This is a genomic window from Klebsiella sp. K47 (assembly GCF_051858335.1).
GTDB classification, from domain to species: domain Bacteria; phylum Pseudomonadota; class Gammaproteobacteria; order Enterobacterales; family Enterobacteriaceae; genus Klebsiella; species Klebsiella pneumoniae.
Genome location: NZ_JBPYUI010000027.1, coordinates 23,601 through 45,344, shown reverse-complemented (window position 1 = coordinate 45,344; position 21,744 = coordinate 23,601). Strand labels below are relative to the sequence as shown.

Here is a 21,744-nt window from a genome sequence, read left to right as displayed (position 1 = left end):
TTATTCGCCCTGTCTGTTGGCCCCGCCTGGGTGACCTATATTGAGGAGAATTAAACGATGCTCAGCAAACAGGCGTTATTGCAGGCTTACCGCAAGATGCGGGAGATCAGGACCTTTGAAGAGCGGTTGCATCAGGAAAATACCAGCGGTGATATTCCGGGCTTCATTCACCTTTATACCGGTGAGGAGGCCATCGCGGTGGGGGTCTGCGAAAATTTAACGAGCGCAGATTTCATTGGTTCAACACACCGTGGACATGGCCACTGTATTGCTAAAGGTTGTGACATTCACGGCATGATGGCCGAAATATTCGGTAAGGACAGCGGGTTATGTCGCGGTAAGGGCGGGTCGATGCACATTGCCGATCTGTCGAAAGGAATGCTGGGGGCGAACGCTATCGTTGGGGGAGCCCCTCCACTGGCCATCGGCGCCGCGCTAACGGCAAAGACGCTAAAAACCGGCAACGTCGGTGTCTCTTTTACGGGCGATGGGGGTTCTAATCAGGGCCTGGTCTTTGAAGCCATCAATATGGCCGTCGTGCTCCAGCTTCCAGCCGTCTTTATTTTCGAGAATAACGGTTACGGCGAAGGGACCGGCCATGACTACGCCGTGGGTGGGCGTGATATCGCCCGGCGCGCCGCTGGCTTCGGCCTGCCGGCAGTGACCGTCGATGGCACCGATTTCTTTGCCGTTTATGAGGCAACCTCAGAGGCGGTCAAGCGTGCGCGAGAAGGCGGTGGTCCAAGCGTCATTGAGGCCAAAGCCTTCCGCTGGCATGGTCATTTTGAGGGCGATCCCGCGCTATATCGTGCGGAAGGTGAAGTGCAACGCCTGCGTGAACAACATGATCCGCTGAAGATTTTCACCGCTAAGGTCAAGCAACATATCACCCAGGAAGAACTGGCGGCGATTGACGAGGAAGTAGAAGCCCTGGTCAACGATGCCGTATTGAAGGCCCGCGCCGCTGCCTACCCGGCTCCGGAAGACCTGCTGACAGACGTGTACGTCTCATACTGAGGGTGATAACCATGACAATAAAAACCTATCGTGAAGCGGTCAAGGAAGCCCTGGCTCAGGAAATGGAGCGCGATGAACGCGTGGTACTCATCGGTGAAGACTTGCGTGGCGGTCATGGCGGAAATGCGCCCGAAGAGGCGAAGATTGAAGCCTTTGGCGGTGTGCTGGGTGTCACTAAAGGGCTGTGGACGCAGTTCGGCTCCGATCGGGTGATCGACACGCCCATTACCGAGTCGGCCATTATCGGTATGGCGGCCGGCGCCGCAGCGACGGGGCTGCGGCCAGTCGCGGAATTGATGTTCATGGATTTTTTTGGTGTGAGCCACGATGCACTGTATAACCAGGCGGCTAAGTTCCGCTACATGTTTGGTGGCAAAGCCAGAGCTCCGCTGGTGATGCGAGGGATGATCGGCGCGGGGTTTTCTGCCGCAGCCCAGCATTCACAGTCACCCTATAATATCTTTGCCACCACGCCTGGACTGAAGGTGGTGGTGCCCTCGACGCCTTATGACGTCAAGGGTCTGTTAATCCAGTCCATTCGCGACGACGACCCGGTGGTATTCTGCGAGCATAAAATGCTGTACGACCTCAAGGGCGAGGTACCGGACGAGATCTATACCATCCCGCTAGGTGTAGCCAACTACACGCGCGAAGGAGAGGACGTCACCATCATTGCGTTGTCGGCAATGGTACATAAAGCAAACCAGGTGGCGGACAAACTGGCCAGAGAGGGGATCTCGGTCGAGGTGGTCGACCCGCGAACCATTTCGCCGCTGGATGAGGAAGGTATTCTGGAATCGGTGGCTTCCACGGGGCGGGTCGTGATAGTCGACGAGTCCGCTGCACGCTTCGGTTTTGCTCATGATGTCGCGGCGCTGATTGCGTCCCAGGCATTCCATTTCCTCAAAGCGCCCGTTCTGCTGGTGACGCCGCCACACACGCCGGTCCCGTTCTCCCCTGCTCTCGAAAAACTCTGGATCCCTGGCGTTGAACGTATCGAAGCCGCCGTCCGTCAAGTGCTGGAGGATTAACCTATGAGCGAAATCAAGACGCTTGAAATGCCAAAGTGGGGGCTTTCCATGGAGGAAGGCTTGCTCGCTCGATGGGCAATCCAGGAGGGTGACGATTTCACCAGAGGGCAGGAAATCTGTGAGATTGAAACCAGTAAAATCGTCAATGTGCTGGAGGCACCTTTTGCCGGTACATTACGCCGGATAATCGCCCGAGAGGGTGAGACGCTTCAGGTTGGCGCCGTGCTGGCTCTGGCGGCTGACGCTTCGGTCAGCGATGCTGAACTGGACGAATTTGCTGCCAGTCTGGCGACAGTGAAACCCGCAGCACCTGGCCCGGAGGCTGCCGCGCCGGACGTAGCGGCACAGGCAGGCGCTAAGCCACCTTCCGTTGTTTCGCCGCCATCCAACAGTCCGGAGCCCCCTGTTGGGCAGACCGTCATCCCCGTCAGTCTGCAAGGCGTGACCGATGTGACTCAGGTTAATGCCACGCCCCATGCGTTACGACTGTCTGCCCGCTGGGGTGTCGACCTGAAAAAGGTCCGCGGCAGCGGGCGCGGGGAACGTATCTCTGTTTCTGATCTGGAAAGCGCGATCGTTGCCGCCGGCGGTCGCCTGGCCTCTCCGACGCCCCCCGTTCGTCCCAGCAAAGCGCCCCGCTCGCATGCCGATGATAGCCAGGTATCGGCCACCCCGCTGGCGCGCCGTCTGGCCGGCAAACTGGGTATCAACTTGCATGACTGCCGAAGCAGCGGTTCACGCGGTCGGGTGAGTCGCGATGATGTGCTGGCTGCGGCGTTGTTGCTCGACGGGCACCCGCCGGTCAGCCCTGTGCAGGAGAGTGCCCCGACACCCTTTGAGAGCATCCCCATGTCCGGTATGCGGCGGGCTATCGCTTCTCGCCTGCAAACCTCTAAGCAACAGTCTCCCCATTTCCGTTTGAGTGTCGATCTCGATCTGGAACGACTGTTAGCGTTTCGTCAGGAAATTAACCGCGAAGTACCCGGTGTCAAGATTTCGGTTAACGACCTGCTGGTGAAGGCTTGTGCCCTGGCGCTGGTGGCCGTGCCAGACGTCAACATCCAGTTTGATGAAGCGACACAAAGTATCCGCCGCTTTGTGGATGCCGACATTTCGGTGGCTGTTGCGCTGCCTGACGGGCTAATTACCCCCATTGTTCGCTCGGCGAACCGGAAGTCGATCAGCGACATATCGGCCGAAATTCACGCCCTGGTGACCAGGGCCAAAGCGGGCACGCTGAAGCCGGAAGAGTTCCAGGGGGGGACCTTTAGCGTGTCAAATCTGGGGATGCTCGGCGTACGGCAGTTTGACGCCATCATCAATCCACCGCAAAGCGCAATCCTCGCCATTGGCACCGGCGAGGTCCGGGCGGTAGTACGCGACGGGCAAATCGTCGCGCGCCACCAACTGACGGTATCGCTATCCTGCGATCACCGGGTCATCGATGGGGCGGCAGGTGCAGCTTTTCTCCGGGAACTCAAGCGACTGACTGAAACCCCTACCCTGATGTTTATCCAGGAGACGAGCTATGCACGATAATTACGATGTGCTGATCATCGGCGGGGGTCCTGGGGGGTATGTGGCCGCCATCCGTGCCGGCCAGCTAGGACTTCGTACCGCCTTAGTGGAAAAACAACATCTGGGCGGCATCTGCCTGAACTGGGGATGCATTCCAACCAAGGCGCTGTTGCATGGCGCTGAGGTCGCGCACAGTATCACCCATGCCAGTCAGCTGGGCATCAGCGTGGGTGAGGTGAATGTCGATCTGCAGAAACTGGTGCAGTTTAGCCGTGCCGTTTCGCAACAGCTCACGGGTGGCGTTGAGTACCTGTTGAAGAAAAATGGCGTGAGGGTGATTGATGGCACCGCGCGGCTGCGCGGTAAGGGACAAATAACGGTAGCGGATGCCCGGGGGGAAGCGCACGATTACCGGGCCGATCACGTGATCCTGGCCACGGGCGCCCGACCACGCGCATTACCAGGCATAGCGCCAGATGGCGAACATATCTGGACCTATTACGAGGCACTACAGCCTAAGCGATTGCCCAGGTCGCTATTAATCATCGGTTCAGGCGCGATTGGCGTCGAGTTCGCCAGCCTTTATAACGATCTGGGCTGTAAAGTGACGCTGGTCGAGCTAGCGTCGCAGATTTTGCCCGTGGAAGATGCCGAAGTGTCAGCGGCGGTGCGTAAGTCATTCGAAAAGCGCGGGATTCAGGTCCATACCCAGACCCAGGTAACGCAAGTACAGCTCACCGATACCGGGGTGCGCTGTACAATGAAAAATACGAGCGCCGAATCTTTCCTGGAAGTCGAACGTGTGCTGCTGGCGGTTGGCGTACAGCCGAATATTGAAGATCTGGGGCTGGAAGCACTGGGCGTCGAGTTAGACCGCGGTTTTATCAAGACGGATGCGGCTTGTCGCACTAACGTATTTGGGCTTTATGCCATCGGCGATGTAGCCGGCCCGCCGTGTCTGGCGCACAAGGCCAGCCACGAAGGCGTGATCTGCATTGAGACACTGGCTGGTGTCGAAGGCACCCACCCGCTTGATCGCGACTATGTGCCCGGTTGCACTTATTCCCGGCCTCAGGTTGCCAGTCTGGGCCTGACGGAATCGACGGCCCTGGCCAGAGGACGGCCCGTCAGGATCGGTAAGTTCTCTTATCAGAGCAATGGTAAGGCGCTGGCCAGCGGCGAGACAGAGGGTTTTGTGAAGACGATTTTCGATGCTGAAACCGGCGAGTTGCTGGGCGCGCATATGGTTGGCGCACAGGTCACGGAACAGATCCAGGGCTTTGGCATCGCCCGTCACCTGGAGGCCACAGATGAAAGTCTCCTGTCGATGATCTTTGCGCATCCGACACTTTCCGAAGCGATGCATGAATCAATCCTCGCGGCCTGCGACCAACCGTTGCATCAATAAAAAATAAGGGAGGCGATAGCGTCGTGATACGGAGTAAGTTGTCCGTTATCCCTCCTGTATTTTCCTTAAACGTTCGATAAGGTAACAGCCCGTCGTTAGGTAAGTATCCCGCATCATTGATCTCCAGCCACTGGCAGTCATCTCACTTTATTGAAAATGAGCAGGACTAACGCAAGGCAAATGGCTACCGACAAATGCGGTGATGAAGGAATTCACCAATGAGCTGCTGTAACGAAATAAAAGCGTCATTGCGGATTCATTCCGTCAAGACTTGCTTATTGTTCGTTACGAACATTTTAATACCTGGGGAATTGCACATAGCCGCTAACCTGTCCTTATTATTGCCACGCAACCTCATCTCTGTTGCCCTTACTGACGTTGCACTCGTTGCACATGATTTGCAGATTGGCAATATCGAGGGCTAAATGCGGGTAAAGAGAACGCGGTTTTATATGATCAACGTGCATCACCATCCCGTCACTGGCGCCGCGCCCGCATACGCAACATTTATTGCCGTAGCGCTGGAACGCCTGGTAACGTAAACGCCGCCACTCCCTTGAGCGGTAGAATGTCTCAGCCTCTTTAGCAGCTTGCTGCCGCTGCGCCTGCTCACGTCGGAACTGTTCGAATAAAACGACATGCCCTTCGGCTTTAGGGTAATTTCCCCAGGCATCCGTCGCTGGTGTCGTGTCGGGCTTCTCCTGTACCTTCACCGAGTCTTGAGGATAGAGTTTGCTCGTAACCTTTTGTACCAGCTTGAAAAGTATCCATACGACTACGGCCAGAATAACTAACGTTTCCACTCCCTCGCCTTATTCTCGTTCAAAGATGATTGCTGCATTATTTTATACAAGCGCCATATTGATGGTCATTATACCTTTGTAGGGATGAATTCGCGTTATCGCAAGGCTAGCCAGCCCCCACAGCTCACCCACCCCCAGGCGACTCATCGCTATTGTGCCCCTACTCTCCTGGCCGTACGTTGTGATACCCCAGAACACGTCATGGTCAGCTACGACGAACTGAAGGTCTGAAGGTGGTCGGTGGCGCCTCCTGACGCTACCGACATACCGGTTAACGCGCCATCAGGACAAACACGCCCCAGCCGAGATATTCCCGGGTCCAGGTGACGTGGTGTAGCGGCGCAGTGGTCAACTGCTGGCGAACCTCCGGTGCGAAGTCATCGTGCGGATTGGCCTCCAGCCAGCGGCGCATTGTCAGCCATTTCGCCGCTTCATAACGATCCCAGCCCTCCTGGTCGGCCAGCACCATCTCCACCACGTCATAGCCCAGTTCGCCAAAGTGGGCGACCAGCGCCGGTAGCGTCAGGAAGTCATCGGGTGACTGCGCGCCGCAGGCAATCGCCTCTTCTGCCGTGGCCGGACGTTTGCGCCACCATGGCTCGCCGATAAGCAACATGCCGCCTGGCGTAAGGCTCTGCTTCAGCAGCTCGATTGTGCCTGCCATCCCGCCGCCGATCCACGTGGCCCCCACGCAGGCGGCAACATCGCACGGCTGGCTGGCGACATATCCGCTGGCATCCTGGTGCACAAAGGTTACCCGGTCGCTTACCCCGAGCTCCTCTGCCCGGGCGGCCGCCTGCTGACTGAACAGCAGGCTCATGTCTACGCCGGTGCCGACGATCTGATGATCGCGCGCCCAGCTACAGAGCATCTCGCCGGAGCCGCTGCCGAGGTCGAGAATGGTGGTGCCCGGCGCCATTCGCAGCGCCCGTCCCAGCGTGGCGTACTTTTCCGGGGTAAAAGGGTTATGGATACGGTGCTCGCTTTCACTGATGGTAAAAATGCGAGGGATATCGATCATGAGGTTTTCTCCTTGAGAGCCATACGCCCGGGCAGCGACCCTGCCCGGGTCGCTATTTCAGCGGTTGTCCGCTTGCGCGCGAACGTTATTCAAACCGGTCGTGTTGATCCGGTACGGCTGGCCGTTCACCGACTTAATCAGCTTTTTGGTTTTGAGCTTTTTGAAGACCGCAAGGGTGCAGTCGCTCAGCAACAGCCCTTCGCGGGTGTAGCATTCAACGGCGGTAATGCGGCCGGAGGTATCGCGGACGTGCGCAATACGACCACCTTTGGCGAGAACGTGTAAGGTCCGTTGTTCCTGACGGGATAAATTCATACTGAAACCTGTTCATTATCATGTGCGAAAACATGCCTACACCCGCAGGTGTGTGCGTAAGGTTTAAGCGCAGCGATAATCAGTCCGGCCTGGGCAGGTCGGGAAACTGATTATCTGATAATGACATTCTCCAGCATCGAAGCCTCAGTGAGCATTGAAAGGTATTTACCGGCTGAATATTAACACCTTCATCTGGTAAGGATATTGTGCAGATTAAAAACTGTGACCGGTATTACGATTTCCCTCGGCCTTATCCCCATTTTGCGCTATACGCCACCCGCTCTGTTCCGCCACTTTCACCACCACCTTATCCCCCTTCCGCATTGTTAAATAATTGTTGTCAGATCACAAAATGGAAACAAAAAGGCCATTTCGTACGCATTTTATAAAAATGTAGATATTTTTAATTTATGGCTACGAAATGAACATCACCCTGACCTTACAGCGAGGAACGATCCTGATGAACGCCCTGACCGCAGTAAAACCGACACCCGCGCCGGTAGCCCAGCAATACCCTGGCTTTTCTTTCACCCCTTCCGCCCAGTCGCCGCGCTTGCTGGAGCTCACCTTTTCCGCCGAAACGACCACGCAGTTCCTGCAGCAGGTCGCGCAGTGGCCGGTGCAGGCGCTGGAGTACAAATCTTTCTTACGCTTCCAGGTCGGCAAGATCCTCGACGATCTGTGTGGCAATCAGCTGCAGCCGTTGCTGATCAAAACATTGCTCGATCGCGCGGAAGGCGCGCTGCTTATCAACGGCGAAGGGATCGATCACGTCAGCCAGGCCGAGGAGATGGTCAAGCTGGCCACCGCCGTCGCCCACTTGATTGGTCGTTCCAACTTCGACGCCATGAGCGGTCAGTATTACGCCCGCTTCGTGGTGAAAAATGTCGATAACTCCGACAGCTACCTGCGCCAGCCGCACCGGGTGATGGAGCTGCACAACGACGGTACCTACGTCGAAGAGCAAACCGACTACGTATTAATGATGAAGATCGACGAGCAGAACATGCAGGGCGGCAATTCCCTGCTGCTGCATCTCGACGACTGGGAGCATCTCGACGAATTTTTCCGCGACCCGCTGGCTCGCCGCCCAATGCGCTGGGCCGCGCCGCCGAGCAAAAACGTCAGCAAGGATGTTTTCCACCCGGTGTTCGACGTCGATTCGCTGGGCCGCCCGGTAATGCGCTATATCGACCAGTTCGTCCAGCCGAAAGATTTCGAAGAAGGCACCTGGCTGAGCCGCCTCTCCGACGCGCTGGAGACCAGCAAAAACATCCTTTCCATACCGGTGCCGGTGGGCAAATTTCTGCTCATTAATAACCTGTTCTGGCTGCACGGCCGCGACCGCTTTACGCCGCACCCGGACCTGCGCCGCGAGCTGATGCGCCAGCGCGGCTACTTTGCGTATTCCACGAATCATTACCAGACTCATCAATAAGGGTTTTCAGGCGAAGGAATTGAGCGGATGTATGATTTCGTGATTATCGGCGGCGGCATCATCGGCATGTCGACCGCCATGCAGTTAATTGAGATTTACCCGGACGCCCGCATTGCGCTGCTGGAAAAAGAGGCCGGCCCGGCCTGCCATCAGACTGGCCACAACAGCGGCGTGATCCACGCCGGGGTGTATTACACGCCCGGCAGCCTCAAGGCGCAGTTTTGCCTCGCCGGCAACCGCGCCACCAAGGCCTTTTGCGAGCAGAACGGCATCCGCTATGACGTCTGCGGCAAAATGCTGGTCGCCACCTCACCGCTGGAGATGGAGCGGATGCGCGCCCTGTGGGATCGCACCGCCGCCAATGGCCTGCAGCGCGAGTGGCTAAGCGCCGGGGAGCTACGCGAGCGCGAACCGAACATTACCGGGCTCGGCGGGATCTTCGTCCCTTCCAGCGGCATCGTCAGCTACCGCGAAGTGGCGGCGGCAATGGCGAAGAACTTCGAAGCGAAAGGCGGAACGATCGTCTACAACGCCGAAGTCAGCGCCCTGAAAGAACATGCCAGTGGCGTGGTGATCCGCACCCGCCAGGGCGGAGAATATGAGGCCTCGACGCTGATCGCCTGTTCGGGCTTGATGGCCGATCGGCTGGTAAAAATGCTCGGCGTCGACCCCGGGTTTATCATTTGTCCGTTCCGCGGCGAGTATTTCCAGCTGGCGCCGCAGCACAACCAGATCGTCAACCATTTGATCTATCCGATCCCCGATCCGGCGATGCCGTTCCTCGGCGTCCACCTGACCCGCATGATCGACGGCAGCGTCACCGTCGGCCCCAACGCCGTGCTGGCTCTGAAGCGCGAAGGCTACCGCAAGCGCGATATCTCGCTGGCCGATACCCTGGAGATCCTCACCTCGCCCGGCATCCGCCGGGTACTGCAAAACAACCTGCGCTCCGGACTGGGCGAAATGAAGAATTCGCTGTGCAGAAGCGGCTATCTGCGGCTGGTGCAAAAATACTGCCCGAGCCTGACGCTGAGCGATTTACGCCCGTGGCCGGCCGGCGTGCGGGCGCAGGCCGTGTCCCCGCAGGGCAAGCTGATCGACGATTTTCTCTTCGTTACCACCGCGCGTTCGATACATACCTGCAATGCGCCATCGCCAGCGGCCACCTCCGCTATCCCGATCGGCGCGCATATCGTCAGCAAGGTGCAGAGCCTGCTGGCCAGCCAGAGCAATCCCGGACGCACGCTGCGTGCGGCACGTAGCGTGGAGACACTACACGCCGCTTTTACCCGTTAACCCCCCCCTGAACACAGGAAGCAATTATGCAACTCAACGATATGACACTGTTTCGCCAGCAGTCGCTGATCGATGGCCAGTGGCGCGATGCGCCCAACGGCGACGTGATTGCGGTCACCAACCCGGCCAACGGCGAGCAGCTCGGCAGCGTGCCGAAAATGGGCGCCGATGAAACCCGCGAAGCGATTGAAGCCGCCAATCGCGCCCTACCCGCCTGGCGCGCCCTGACCGCCAAAGAGCGGGCGAACATTCTGCGCCGCTGGTTCGATCTTATGATGGAGAATCAGGACGATCTCGCTCGCCTGATGACCCTCGAGCAGGGAAAACCGTTGGCGGAAGCCAAAGGCGAAATCAGCTACGCCGCCTCCTTTATTGAGTGGTTCGCCGAAGAAGGTAAGCGCATCTACGGCGACACCATTCCGGGCCACCAGGCCGACAAGCGCCTGCTGGTGATTAAGCAGCCCATCGGCGTTACCGCCGCCATCACGCCGTGGAACTTCCCGGCGGCGATGATCACCCGCAAAGCGGGCCCGGCGCTGGCCGCCGGCTGCACCATGGTCCTGAAACCGGCCAGCCAGACGCCGTTTTCCGCGCTGGCGCTGGCCGAACTGGCGAATCGCGCCGGGATCCCCGCCGGAGTGTTCAACGTGGTCACCGGCTCCGCCGGCGCGGTCGGCGGCGAACTGACCAGCAACCCGCTGGTGCGCAAGCTCTCCTTTACCGGCTCTACCGAGATTGGCCGCCAGCTGATGGAGCAGTGCGCGAAAGACATCAAAAAAGTCTCCCTGGAGCTGGGCGGCAACGCGCCGTTTATCGTCTTTGACGATGCCGACCTCGATAAAGCCGTCGAGGGGGCGCTGGCGTCGAAGTTCCGCAACGCCGGGCAGACCTGCGTCTGCGCCAACCGCCTGTACGTCCAGGACGGGGTGTATGACCGTTTCGCCGAGAAGCTGCAGCAGGCGGTGGAAAAACTGCGCATTGGCGACGGCCTGCAGGACGGCGTCACCACCGGCCCGCTGATCGACGAGAAAGCCGTGGCCAAAGTTGAAGAACACATTGCCGATGCCATCGCCAAAGGCGCGAAGGTGGTCACCGGCGGCAAACCGCACGCCCTGGGTGGCAACTTCTTCCAGCCGACCATCCTGGTCAACGTTCCCGACAGCGCCAAAGTGGCGAAAGAGGAGACCTTCGGCCCGCTGGCCCCGCTGTTCCGCTTTAAAGATGAAGCCGACGTCATTGCCCAGGCCAACGATACCGAGTTCGGTCTCGCCGCCTATTTCTACGCCCGCGATCTGAGCCGCGTCTTCCGCGTCGGCGAAGCGCTGGAGTACGGCATCATCGGCATCAATACCGGCATTATCTCCACCGAAGTCGCGCCGTTCGGCGGCGTTAAGGCCTCCGGCCTCGGCCGCGAAGGGTCGAAGTACGGCATCGAAGATTACTTAGAAATCAAATATATGTGCATTGGCCTTTAACAGGAGCGACGGATGAACAGCAATAAAGCAATGATGGCGCGTCGCAGCGACGCGGTCCCGCGCGGCGTCGGCCAGATCCACCCTATCTTCGCCGAACGCGCGGAGAACTGCCGGGTGTGGGACGTGGAAGGCCGGGAATATCTCGATTTTGCCGGCGGTATCGCGGTGCTCAATACCGGCCACCTGCATCCGCAGGTTGTCGCCGCCGTCGAAGACCAGCTGAAAAAGCTGTCGCATACCTGCTTCCAGGTGCTGGCCTATGAGCCTTATCTGGCGCTGTGCGAAAAGATGAATCAAAAGGTGCCCGGTGATTTCGCCAAGAAAACCCTGCTGGTCACCACCGGGTCGGAAGCGGTGGAGAACGCGGTGAAGATCGCCCGCGCGGCAACCGGGCGCAGCGGCGCTATCGCCTTCACCGGCGCCTATCACGGCCGCACCCATTACACCCTGTCGCTGACCGGCAAAGTGAATCCTTACTCCGACGGTATGGGCTTAATGCCGGGCCATGTCTATCGCGCCCTCTACCCATGCGCGCTGCACGGCGTCAGTGATGACGAGGCGATCGCCAGCATCCATCGCATCTTCAAAAACGATGCCGCGCCGGAAGATATCGCCGCCATCATTATTGAGCCGGTGCAGGGTGAAGGCGGGTTCTATGCCGCCTCCCCGGCCTTTATGCAGCGCCTGCGCGCCCTGTGCGACGAGCACGGCATTATGCTCATCGCCGATGAGGTCCAGAGCGGCGCGGGCCGCACCGGTACCCTGTTCGCCATGGAGCAGATGGGCGTCGCGGCGGATATCACCACCTTCGCCAAATCCATCGCCGGCGGTTTCCCGCTGGCGGGCGTCACCGGCCGCGCGGAGGTGATGGACGCCATCGCCCCCGGCGGACTGGGCGGCACCTACGCCGGCAACCCCATCGCCTGCGCCGCCGCCCTGGCGGTATTACAGATTTTCGAGCAGGAGAATCTGCTGGAAAAAGCCAACCAGCTCGGCGACACCCTGCGCCAGGGCCTGCTGGCGATCGCTGAAGATCATCCGGAGATCGGCGACGTGCGCGGTCTGGGGGCGATGATCGCCATTGAGCTGTTTGAAGAGGGCGACCGCAGCAGGCCGAACGCCAGGCTGACGGCGGATATCGTCGCCCGCGCCCGCGACAAAGGCCTGATCCTGCTCTCCTGCGGGCCGTACTACAACGTGCTGCGCATCCTGGTGCCGCTGACCATCGAAGAGGCGCAGATCGAGCAGGGGCTCAAGATCATCGCCGACTGCTTTAGCGAGGCGAAACAGGCATAGAGAAACAGGCATAGAACAGAACACATGCGGAAGCGAAGTACGTTCGTAAGGGAATGAAGACGAGACCTGCAAAACAACAATAATACGCGTGCCCCGGCGCGGGAACGTCGGGGCGCTCTCCCAGGTGACACACTTCGAGAGGGTAAATGATGGGGCAACTGTCGCAATCACAGGATTTAGGGGCGGGGCTGAAGTCGCGCCACGTCACGATGTTATCTATCGCCGGGGTGATCGGCGCGAGTTTATTTGTCGGCTCCAGCGTCGCCATTGCCGAGGCAGGCCCGGCGGTGCTGCTGGCCTATTTGTTTGCCGGGCTGCTGGTGGTGATGATTATGCGTATGCTGGCCGAAATGGCGGTCGCCACGCCGGATACCGGCTCCTTTTCCACCTACGCCGATAAAGCCATCGGCCGCTGGGCGGGGTATACCATCGGCTGGCTGTACTGGTGGTTCTGGGTCCTGGTTATTCCGCTGGAAGCCAATATCGCGGCGATTATTCTGCATTCGTGGGTGCCGGGCGTCCCGGTGTGGTTGTTCTCCCTGGTCATCACTCTCGCCCTCACCGGCAGTAACCTGCTGAGCGTCAAGAACTACGGCGAATTCGAGTTCTGGCTGGCGCTGTGCAAAGTGATCGCTATTCTGGCGTTTATCGTACTGGGCGCGGTCGCCATTACCGGCTTTTACCCCTATGCCGAAGTGAGCGGCATTTCGCGGCTGTGGGATCACGGCGGCTTTATGCCTAACGGCTTCGGCGCGGTGCTGAGCGCGATGCTGATCACCATGTTCTCGTTTATGGGCGCGGAGATCGTCACCATCGCCGCCGCCGAATCGGATACCCCGGATAAACATATCGTGCGCGCCACCAACTCGGTGATCTGGCGTATCTCTATTTTTTATCTGTGCTCGATCTTTATCGTCGTCGCCCTCATCCCATGGAATATGCCGGGGCTGAAGAGCATCGGCTCCTACCGCTCGGTGCTCGAGCTGCTGCATATTCCCTATGCCAAGCTGATTATGGACGGCGTGATCCTCCTGTCGGTCACCAGCTGTCTGAACTCGGCGCTGTATACCGCCTCGCGGATGCTCTACTCCCTGAGCCGTCGCGGCGATGCGCCGGCCATTATGGGCCGGACCAACCGCAGCAAAACGCCATACGTGGCGGTGCTGCTCTCCACCGGCGCGGCGTTCCTCACCGTAGTGGTGAACTACTATGCCCCCGCCAAGGTGTTTAAATTTCTCATCGACAGCTCTGGCGCCATCGCCCTGCTGGTCTATCTGGTGATCGCCGTTTCACAACTGCGGATGCGCAAAATCCTTCAGGCGCAAGGCGGTGAGATCCGTCTCAGAATGTGGCTCTATCCATACCTGACCTGGCTGGTGATCGCCTTTATCACCTTCGTGCTGGTGGTGATGCTGTTTCGTCCGGCGCAGCAGCTGGAGGTGATCTCTACCGGCCTGTTAGCTCTGGGAATTATTTGTACGGTACCGATTATGTCACGCTGGAAAAAGCTGGTATTGTGGCAAAAACTGCCGCTGCAAAATACGCGTTAACCCTGTTCCCGGCGCCCGCCGGGAAGAGTATTCAGGAGTAAGAACATGACCGCCATTCCCCAGGCGACGGCCATTGACGGATACCGTTGGTTAAAAAACGACATCATCCGCGGGGTTTACCACCCCGATGAGAAGCTGCGGATGAGCCTGCTGACGTCGCGCTATGGCCTGGGGGTCGGTCCGCTGCGCGAGGCGCTTTCGCAACTGGTGGCCGAGCGGCTGGTAACGGTGGTCAATCAGAAAGGCTATCGGGTGGCGCCCATGTCGGAACAGGAGCTTCTCGATATCTTCGACGCGCGCGCCAACATGGAGGCCATGCTGGTGCGTCTCGCCATTGAACGCGGCGGCGACGAGTGGGAAGCCGAGCTGCTGGCCCGCACCCATCTGCTCAACAAGCTGGAGTCGTGCGAAGCGAGTGAGCACCTACTCGATGAATGGGACCAGCGCCATCAGGCGTTTCACACCGCCATCGTCGCCGGCTGCGGTTCGCAGTATCTGCTGCAGATGCGCGAACGGCTGTTCGATCTGGCGGCGCGCTACCGCTTCATCTGGCTGCGCACCACCGTGCTGTCGGTGGAGATGCTGGAAGATAAGCATGTCCAGCATCAGACCCTGGTGGACGCTATTCTGGCGCGCGACGCCGAACAGGCCAGCGCGCTGATGCGTGAGCACTTACTGACTCCGATCCCGATTATTCAACAGGCGATGGCTGGCAAGCTGTCGCCGCAGGCAGGGTGAGTCAGATGGAGGGGTGGAAATTACGGGTATGGCGGCACGCATCTCCACGCCGCACGGGCGTGGAGAAATCGTATCCGTAGATCAATCAGGCCCGCAGGCGAACCGGCTCGCTGAAATCGTCGGCCGGTTCCAGCTTCAGATTAAAGGTGGTCAGCAGCGCTGCCGCGCGCTCGTGAAACTCGCGCAGCGTTTTTTCCAGCCTGTCGCTCACTTCCGGGTCGCCAATGTCGACCGCCTGCCATGATCCTTCCTTATTGAACAGGCCAAACTGGTAGCTATAGGTGAAACGTGACTCTTGTGCTTCCATTTCCATCCACCAGCCCCAGAATTCACGCTTCTCCGGTGCGGGCTTAACATTGACGCAAACTGCCAGGCAATCGAAAAAGAAACGGTTATCATGGCACTGCTCTTCGCGAATGTAAGGCCCCAGCGCCGTGAATTTCTTGATCAACTTACTTTTCAGGTGTCCACTCGGTAACGTCATTGCGATCTCCTTTAGTGATGCAACTGTTTTACCAAACCAATAGAATTTAGCAATAAATTAACCAAATCTATGATTGATCCAGCGGGCGATCTGTCGCAATGCGTGATCAAAATTGCGATACACCGGGTTAAACGGGATCTCCAGCAGTTTGCCATCGGCAGATGACGAGGTGATTAACCGCGACTCCTCTTCGGGGCTGAACGGATCGTCCTTCCAGAAGCCGGAGAGCATCGGCGTCGGGCAACGGCGCCCCAGCAGTCCCTGGGTTTTTAACGAATAGCGGTTGAGCTCCACGCGTAGCGCTTCATCGGAGGCGTCATGCATGCCCAGCCGCGAAGCCAGCACGTCAAGATACATCTCCGGCACGCGCCCCTGATGCAGGGGATCCACCAGCAGACCATGAACGACCGGGCCCAGACAGGCTACAGCCTTCAGCCGCTGCGGCTCCAGATAGCCCAGACGCACCGCGATATTGGCGCCAAAGCGGAAGCCGAAAGCGGCGACCCGGGTATGGTCAATCCACGGCACATTTTCCAGATGGCGCAGCGCGTGCTGATGCAGCAGGCTGGTGTCCTGATTTAGCGTCCATTTTGACGAGAAGCCGATGGAGGGCATATCAATGGTCAGCATGGCAATGCCGAGCGGTGAGAAGTAGTTCTCATACAGGTTGTAATAATCGGTCTGCAGCGAGTCCAGCCCCCCGCACATCAGCACCGTCGGAAACGGCCCCTCGCCTTTCGGCATATGCAAAAACCCGGTTATCGGCGAGCCGCCAGGGATGGTGAACTCCAGCTCGCGCAGCGAGCCCGGCAGCCGCTGGGCGGCTTCTTCATACGCCCGGTTGGCTAAAGCCTGCGCCTGTTCCGCCAGCTCATCGCCTTTAATATGCGGATAAGCGGCAATGCTATACAGGTTCGAGGCATGCAGCCAGTGGCGGCCGCTCAGCAAAGGATCGGCTTCCTGCCCGGCCTTTTGCTGCCACTGCATGGCTTCTTTCGCCCACTCGAAGATCCAGTTGCCGCCGCGATAGCCGATGACGGTATCGAACAGCTCAGGATCGGTTCGTTCGGCCTCGCTCATCACAATGCGCGCTTGCACATCGAGGATCTCCTGCGGAGTTACGCCGCGCCAGATCCACATCAAACGGTTGATCAGACGGTACCAGTGATCGACGTGATTGCCGCTCAGCGCCGACTGCATCGCCTGGGGTTTTCCGGCAGAAAACCGACGCACCAGCGTAGAAGTTTCGGGATGTTTGAAGCGAGGTTTAAACAGCGTTTCGCTGAGGTTAGCCTGTGACATGTGCAGTCTCCGTCGTAGTGCCACTCCGGATATTGTAACCTGCTAAAGGATAAAAAAAACCACGCCCGGCAAGCCGGGCGTGGTAAATAGCACTGTCCTGAAGAATTAACGACCTGCGATAGGCGGTACAAACACCACGCCCATATCCCACGGCTGTTCAATCCAGGTATCCTGCGGAATATCCACAACGTAATCGTCCACCAGCGGGCGGCCTGCCGGCTTGGCGAAAATGGTGACAAAGTGCGCTTTGGGATACATTTCGCGGATCGCCACGGCGGTACCGCCGGTATCCACCAGATCGTCGATGACGATAAAGCCTTCGCCATCGCCTTCCGCACGTTTCAGCACTTTCAGCTCGCGCTGGTTATCATGGTCGTAGCTGGAGATGCATACGGTATCAACATGACGAATGCCCAGTTCACGCGCCAGTAAGGCTCCCGGTACCAGTCCACCGCGGCTAACGGCAATAATGCCTTTCCATTGCTCAACCGGCAGCAGACGGCTGGCCAGTTTGCGGGCGTGAATCTGCAACATGTCCCAGGTGACGACGTATTTTTCGCTCATGTGAAGTGTCCCAGCCTGTGTAATACGGCTTAAATAATGTTCGAGGGGGAAAATGGTTGCGCGAGATTATAGAGATCTGACGCACTAAAAACCAGTGCTAAGCGGTTTGCGCAACGCTTTTTGCGTTGTTTACACTACCTGCGGCGGTGGAAAGTGGTATTCTCAACCCCATCGCGCAAGCCCGGGCTTGTTGTGTATTTTAACGCTAACCCTCGTCCTGCAACCGCTGTATGCAGGAGTCTGTAAGGAGACTTACCGTGTCTGAACTGTCTCAACTATCCCCGCAGCCGCTTTGGGATATTTTTGCCAAGATTTGCTCCATCCCGCACCCGTCCTATCACGAAGAACAGCTCGCCGAGCACATTATGGGTTGGGCAAAAGAAAAAGGCTTACATGCGGAACGCGACCAGGTTGGCAACATTCTGATTCGTAAAGGCGCGACTGCCGGTATGGAAAACCGTAAGCCGGTAGCGCTGCAGGCGCACCTCGATATGGTGCCGCAGAAAAATAACGACACCGTCCACGACTTCGTTAAAGATCCGATCCAGCCGTACATTGACGGCGAATGGGTGAAAGCGCGCGGCACCACGCTGGGCGCGGACAACGGTATCGGAATGGCGTCCGCACTGGCGGTACTGGCCGACGATAGCGTCGCTCACGGCCCGCTGGAAGTGCTGCTGACCATGACCGAAGAAGCCGGCATGGACGGCGCGTTCGGTCTGCAGGCCAACTGGCTACAGGCCGATATCCTGATCAACACCGACTCCGAAGAAGAAGGCGAAATCTATATGGGTTGCGCCGGCGGGATCGATTTCACCTCTAACCTGGCGCTGACCCGCGAAGCGATTCCCGCCGGGTTCCAGAGCTTTAAAGTCACCTTAAAAGGGCTGAAAGGCGGCCACTCCGGCGGTGATATCCACCTTGGTCTGGGTAATGCCAACAAGCTGCTGTCGCGCTTCCTCGCCGGCCACGCCGATGAGCTGGATCTGCGTCTGGTCGATTTCAACGGCGGCACGTTGCGCAACGCCATCCCGCGTGAAGCTTACGCTACTGTCGCCGTCGCCGCGGATAAAGCCGATGCGCTGAAAGCGCTGGTGAATACTTACCAGGCGCTGCTGAAAAACGAGCTGGAGGCCAAAGAGAAGAACCTGGTGGTGCTCCTGGAAGCGGTCGATAACGACAAAGCGGCGCTGACTCAGGCTTCCCGCGACACTTTCATCCGTCTGCTGAACGCCACGCCGAACGGGGTTATCCGCAACTCTGACGTGGCGAAAGGCGTAGTGGAAACTTCGCTGAACGTCGGCGTCGTCACCATGACCGATGACAACGTACAGATCCACTGCCTGATCCGCTCGCTGATCGACAGCGGCAAAGACTACGTGGTCAGCATGCTGGATTCTCTGGGTAAGCTGGCGGGGGCGAAAACCGAAGCCAAAGGCGCTTACCCTGGCTGGCAACCGGACGCCAATTCGCCGGTGATGCACCTGGTGCGCGAGACTTACCAGCGTCTGTTCAACAAGACGCCGAACATCCAGATCATTCACGCCGGTCTGGAATGCGGTCTGTTCAAAAAACCGTATCCGGAGATGGACATGGTCTCCATCGGGCCAACCATTACCGGTCCGCACTCCCCGGATGAGCAGGTCCATATCGAGAGCGTCGGTCAGTACTGGACGCTGCTGACCGAGCTGCTGAAAGCCATTCCGGCTAAATAAGCCCCACAACCGGCGGCGGCCCGCCGCCGGTTTTACCCCGCATCACCTTAGCGCCACGCGTTTTTCCATCCGGTAATTAATAAACCACTCCCCGCGCGCCGCCACCCGCTGCTCAGCCACCACCTTAAAACCATGAGCCGTAAAACAGGGCTTTGCGGTAATGCTGGCGTCCACCGTCAGGATTTGCGCTGGATACTGAGTGCAGAGCGCCTCGATAAGCGCGCCGCCGATACCCTGGCGGGCACGATCCGGCGAGACGAACAGCAAATCGATATGCGTCCCGATGGCGGTGATAAAGCCAACCGGCTGGCTGTTGACCACGGCCACCAGGCCGATTGAGTCGGCCAGCTTTTGTCGCCAGCGCGTCTCATCCACCTGCGCCCAGGCCGCGATCTGCCCCGGGGTATAGTCCCGACTGGCGGTTTCCCGCACCGCGCGCAGAAAGATCTGGCAGAGCAGTGGCAAATCGCTGTCGCGGTAAGCACGAATATGCATGGCTAAATCCCTAATAAAAGCTGCCTTTCCAGCTGCGGATCGAGCAACGTCACGTGGAGCCCAACCAGTCGCACGCCCCGTCCGCCGCGGCGCTCATCCCAGGCTTTGTGCGCGGTGGCGATCAGATCCTCTTTGTTCAGCCGCGGCCAGACGTGCTCCTGGGTGGTCAGCTGGAAATCATTGAATTTCAGTTTAATGCCCTGACGGGCGATCAGCAGGTCAGGTTTGACCTTCGCCAGTCGCCTCTCCAGCTCGGGATAGAGGTTTTCGATAATCGCTTCGCACTCCGGCCATTCATGGATATCTTCCGCTAAGGTGCGCTCCACGCCCACCGATTTACGCTGCCGATCGTTATGAATTTCCCGCTCATCAATCCCGTGGCTGCGCTCCCACAGAATACGCCCGAATTTACCGAAGCGCTTAAGCAGCATGGCCAGATCGCTGTTTTGCACATCGCCACAGGTTCGCAGGCCCATATTTTCCAGCTTCGCTGCCGATACCTTCCCGACGCCGGGTATTTTCGCCAGCGGCAGCGCCCGCACAAACTCTGCCACCTGATGGGGGGCGATAACGAACTGGCCGTTGGGTTTATTCATATCTGAAGCGATTTTAGCGAGAAACTTCACCGGCGCCACCCCCGCCGAGGCGGTGAGGCGCAGCTCCCGTTCGATGGTCTGGCGGATCTCCTGGGCTATCAGGGTGGCTGACCCGTGACAATGCTCGCTGTCGCTGACGTCAAGATAGGCTTCATCCAGCGACAGCGGCTCAATGCGCGAGGTATAGCGGGAGAAAATTTCGCGGATATGGTTCGAGGCTTCTTTGTAGGCATCAAAGCGGCCAGGAAGCAGCGTGAGGTGCGGGCACAGCTTGAGCGCCGTCGCCGTCGGCATGGCGCTGCGCACGCCAAACTTACGCGCAGGATAGTTCGCGGTACTAATCACGCCACGTTGTACCCGACTGCCGCCTATCGCGAGGGGAATATCGCGCAACGCTGGGTTGTCGCGCATCTCCACCGCCGCAAAGAAACAGTCCATATCGACATGGATAATTTTACGCATCGTCAGACTCAACACTGTATACCCATACAGCATAGCAAAATCAGATGCGAATTTTATGCTTTTTTTATTTCATTGGCTAAAAAAGCGGTTAAAACATAATACTGCAATAAATTATGTTTATTTTCATTGAGTTAAAAGATAAATCAGGAAGATGTAATCATGAAGAAAATACTTACCGCGCTTTGCCTGCTGGCCACCACCGGCGCCTGGGCCGCTCCACAGCTGATAGCCCACCGCGGCGGCACCGGCGATGCGCCGGAAAATACCCTGCCGGCCATTAAGCTGGCGCTGGAGAATAACGCCGAAGCCATCTGGGTCACGGTGCAGTTAAGCCGCGACGGCGTACCGGTGCTCTACCGGTCAAGCGATCTTTCCGCATTGACCAATAGCGAGGGCAAAGTTTCCAGTTTGACCGCCGCCGAGCTGGCGAAAGTCGACGCCGGCTGGAAATGGGGGGGTGACAGCCACCCGTGGCGCGGTAAGCAGGCCACCATTCCGACCTTGCAAAGCGTTTTACAGCAATGGCCGCACACTTTTTTCTATATCGATATCAAATCTCCGGATGCCGATCCGACCGTGATGGGCCAGCGCCTGCTTGAAGTGTTAAAAACCACCGATAGCCTCGATCGCGTGCGGGTCTATTCCACCGAAGACCGCTATATCGCCGCCCTGCCGCCAGCCATCCCTCGCTTTATCACTCGCAGTGAAACCCGCACCAGGCTTGCCAATATTTCGCTCAGTCATCAGTGCCAGCCAGCGAGTCAACGCGATGGTGAGCAGTGGTATGGCCTGGAGCTGAAGCGCAAAGTCGAGGTGGTGGAGAAATTCACCCTTGGCGAAGGGATCTCCCCGGCGACGCTCACCTGGGATAAAGAGGCAATGGATTGCTTCCGCTCGCAGGATAAAGCGCACATTATCTTCTTCGGCATCAACAGTGCGGAAGATTACCGCACGGCGATAGAACTGGGCGCCGACGGGGTGATGGTGGATTCTCCGGCGCAGGCGAAAAGCTGGCAGTAAGGGAGTCAACGGCTAAAAAGGCCGCGAAAGCGGCCTCACATTGCTGGCATGTTGTTGCCGGGTGGCGGCTGGCGCCTTACCCGGCCTACAAAACCGAAGCAGCAGCCCCGGCATGCGCAGCGCCGCCGGGCACGGAGCCGCTTTATGCCGGGTGGCGGCTGGCGCCTTACCCGGCCTACAAAACCGAAGCAGCAGCCCCG

At 58.4% G+C, this 21,744-nt stretch carries 20 protein-coding genes; 12 read left to right on the top strand and 8 right to left on the bottom strand.

Going from position 1 to position 21,744, the window contains the following annotated elements; all coding sequences use genetic code 11:
* The first annotated feature begins 57 nt into the window (after positions 1-57).
* Genes RRF55_RS22115 through lpdA form a run of 4 tightly spaced genes read left to right on the top strand, consistent with a single transcriptional unit; the run spans position 58 to position 4,974 of the window.
* On the top strand, positions 58-1,017 hold the full coding sequence (locus RRF55_RS22115; RefSeq protein WP_002889884.1) for a thiamine pyrophosphate-dependent dehydrogenase E1 component subunit alpha: 960 nt from the start codon (positions 58-60) through the stop codon (positions 1,015-1,017).
* An 11-nt stretch (positions 1,018-1,028) separates the two neighbouring features.
* The gene (locus RRF55_RS22110) at positions 1,029-2,048 is read left to right on the top strand and encodes an alpha-ketoacid dehydrogenase subunit beta (protein WP_002889881.1); all 1,020 of its coding nucleotides are present in this window, start codon (positions 1,029-1,031) and stop codon (positions 2,046-2,048) included.
* Between the two features lie 3 nt (positions 2,049-2,051).
* Positions 2,052-3,587: a 2-oxo acid dehydrogenase subunit E2 gene (locus tag RRF55_RS22105; protein ID WP_032414555.1), complete on the top strand. Its 1,536-nt coding sequence runs from the start codon at positions 2,052-2,054 to the stop codon at positions 3,585-3,587.
* Positions 3,577-4,974, top strand: a complete 1,398-nt coding sequence (gene lpdA / locus RRF55_RS22100) for a dihydrolipoyl dehydrogenase (protein WP_032414554.1) — start codon at positions 3,577-3,579, stop codon at positions 4,972-4,974. Before RRF55_RS22105 ends, lpdA begins: the two co-directional genes overlap by 11 nt.
* Positions 4,975-5,312: 338 nt before the next feature.
* On the opposite strand, the gene RRF55_RS22095 is transcribed toward lpdA, so the two are convergent.
* The 3 genes from RRF55_RS22095 to RRF55_RS22085 form a co-directional block, all read right to left on the bottom strand.
* Entirely contained in the window at positions 5,313-5,777 is a 465-nt protein-coding gene (locus RRF55_RS22095) for an HNH endonuclease (RefSeq protein WP_004191854.1), read from the bottom strand.
* A gap of 271 nt (positions 5,778-6,048) precedes the next feature.
* Entirely contained in the window at positions 6,049-6,798 is a 750-nt protein-coding gene (locus RRF55_RS22090) for an SAM-dependent methyltransferase (protein ID WP_004222810.1), read from the bottom strand.
* A gap of 57 nt (positions 6,799-6,855) precedes the next feature.
* Positions 6,856-7,113: a YjhX family toxin gene (locus tag RRF55_RS22085; RefSeq protein ID WP_002889848.1), complete on the bottom strand. Its 258-nt coding sequence runs from the start codon at positions 7,111-7,113 to the stop codon at positions 6,856-6,858.
* 460 nt (positions 7,114-7,573) lie between these two features.
* Here RRF55_RS22085 and glaH point away from each other — a divergent pair, with 460 nt between their 5' ends.
* The 6 genes from glaH (at position 7,574) to csiR (ending at position 14,906) form a co-directional block, all read left to right on the top strand.
* On the top strand, positions 7,574-8,551 hold the full coding sequence (gene glaH / locus RRF55_RS22080) for a glutarate dioxygenase GlaH (RefSeq protein WP_002889847.1): 978 nt from the start codon (positions 7,574-7,576) through the stop codon (positions 8,549-8,551).
* 27 nt (positions 8,552-8,578) lie between these two features.
* On the top strand, positions 8,579-9,847 hold the full coding sequence (gene lhgO, locus RRF55_RS22075) for an L-2-hydroxyglutarate oxidase (RefSeq protein WP_002889846.1): 1,269 nt from the start codon (positions 8,579-8,581) through the stop codon (positions 9,845-9,847).
* Positions 9,848-9,873: 26 nt separating this feature from the next.
* The gene (gene gabD, locus RRF55_RS22070; protein ID WP_029602785.1) at positions 9,874-11,322 is read left to right on the top strand and encodes an NADP-dependent succinate-semialdehyde dehydrogenase; all 1,449 of its coding nucleotides are present in this window, start codon (positions 9,874-9,876) and stop codon (positions 11,320-11,322) included.
* 12 nt (positions 11,323-11,334) lie between these two features.
* A complete protein-coding gene (gene gabT / locus RRF55_RS22065; protein ID WP_087830645.1) occupies positions 11,335-12,618 on the top strand; it encodes a 4-aminobutyrate--2-oxoglutarate transaminase in 1,284 nt (427 codons plus the stop codon).
* 149 nt (positions 12,619-12,767) lie between these two features.
* Positions 12,768-14,168, top strand: a complete 1,401-nt coding sequence (gene gabP, locus RRF55_RS22060; protein WP_002889795.1) for a GABA permease — start codon at positions 12,768-12,770, stop codon at positions 14,166-14,168.
* A gap of 45 nt (positions 14,169-14,213) precedes the next feature.
* Entirely contained in the window at positions 14,214-14,906 is a 693-nt protein-coding gene (csiR, locus tag RRF55_RS22055; protein ID WP_004177331.1) for a DNA-binding transcriptional regulator CsiR, read from the top strand.
* Between the two features lie 85 nt (positions 14,907-14,991).
* Here the strand turns inward: csiR and crl are convergent, their stop codons facing one another.
* The 3 genes from crl to gpt all read right to left on the bottom strand — a co-directional run bounded on the left by crl (position 14,992) and on the right by gpt (position 17,256).
* Complete coding sequence (crl, locus tag RRF55_RS22050; protein ID WP_004177332.1) at positions 14,992-15,390, bottom strand: sigma factor-binding protein Crl; 399 nt, start codon at positions 15,388-15,390, stop codon at positions 14,992-14,994.
* A gap of 57 nt (positions 15,391-15,447) precedes the next feature.
* A complete protein-coding gene (gene frsA, locus RRF55_RS22045) occupies positions 15,448-16,692 on the bottom strand; it encodes an esterase FrsA (protein ID WP_002889742.1) in 1,245 nt (414 codons plus the stop codon).
* Positions 16,693-16,797: 105 nt separating this feature from the next.
* A complete protein-coding gene (gene gpt, locus RRF55_RS22040; protein WP_002889733.1) occupies positions 16,798-17,256 on the bottom strand; it encodes a xanthine phosphoribosyltransferase in 459 nt (152 codons plus the stop codon).
* A gap of 257 nt (positions 17,257-17,513) precedes the next feature.
* On the opposite strand from gpt, the gene pepD reads away from it, so the two are divergent.
* The gene (gene pepD, locus RRF55_RS22035) at positions 17,514-18,971 is read left to right on the top strand and encodes a cytosol nonspecific dipeptidase (RefSeq protein ID WP_016530034.1); all 1,458 of its coding nucleotides are present in this window, start codon (positions 17,514-17,516) and stop codon (positions 18,969-18,971) included.
* A 42-nt stretch (positions 18,972-19,013) separates the two neighbouring features.
* Here the strand turns inward: pepD and RRF55_RS22030 are convergent, their stop codons facing one another.
* Together RRF55_RS22030 and dinB are read right to left on the bottom strand one after the other, a co-directional pair.
* A complete protein-coding gene (locus tag RRF55_RS22030) occupies positions 19,014-19,466 on the bottom strand; it encodes a GNAT family N-acetyltransferase (RefSeq protein ID WP_032445589.1) in 453 nt (150 codons plus the stop codon).
* Positions 19,467-19,468: 2 nt separating this feature from the next.
* Complete coding sequence (gene dinB / locus RRF55_RS22025; RefSeq protein WP_002889726.1) at positions 19,469-20,524, bottom strand: DNA polymerase IV; 1,056 nt, start codon at positions 20,522-20,524, stop codon at positions 19,469-19,471.
* A gap of 159 nt (positions 20,525-20,683) precedes the next feature.
* On the opposite strand from dinB, the gene RRF55_RS22020 reads away from it, so the two are divergent.
* The gene (locus RRF55_RS22020) at positions 20,684-21,544 is read left to right on the top strand and encodes a glycerophosphodiester phosphodiesterase family protein (protein WP_064277212.1); all 861 of its coding nucleotides are present in this window, start codon (positions 20,684-20,686) and stop codon (positions 21,542-21,544) included.
* The last annotated feature ends 200 nt before the right edge of the window (positions 21,545-21,744 follow it).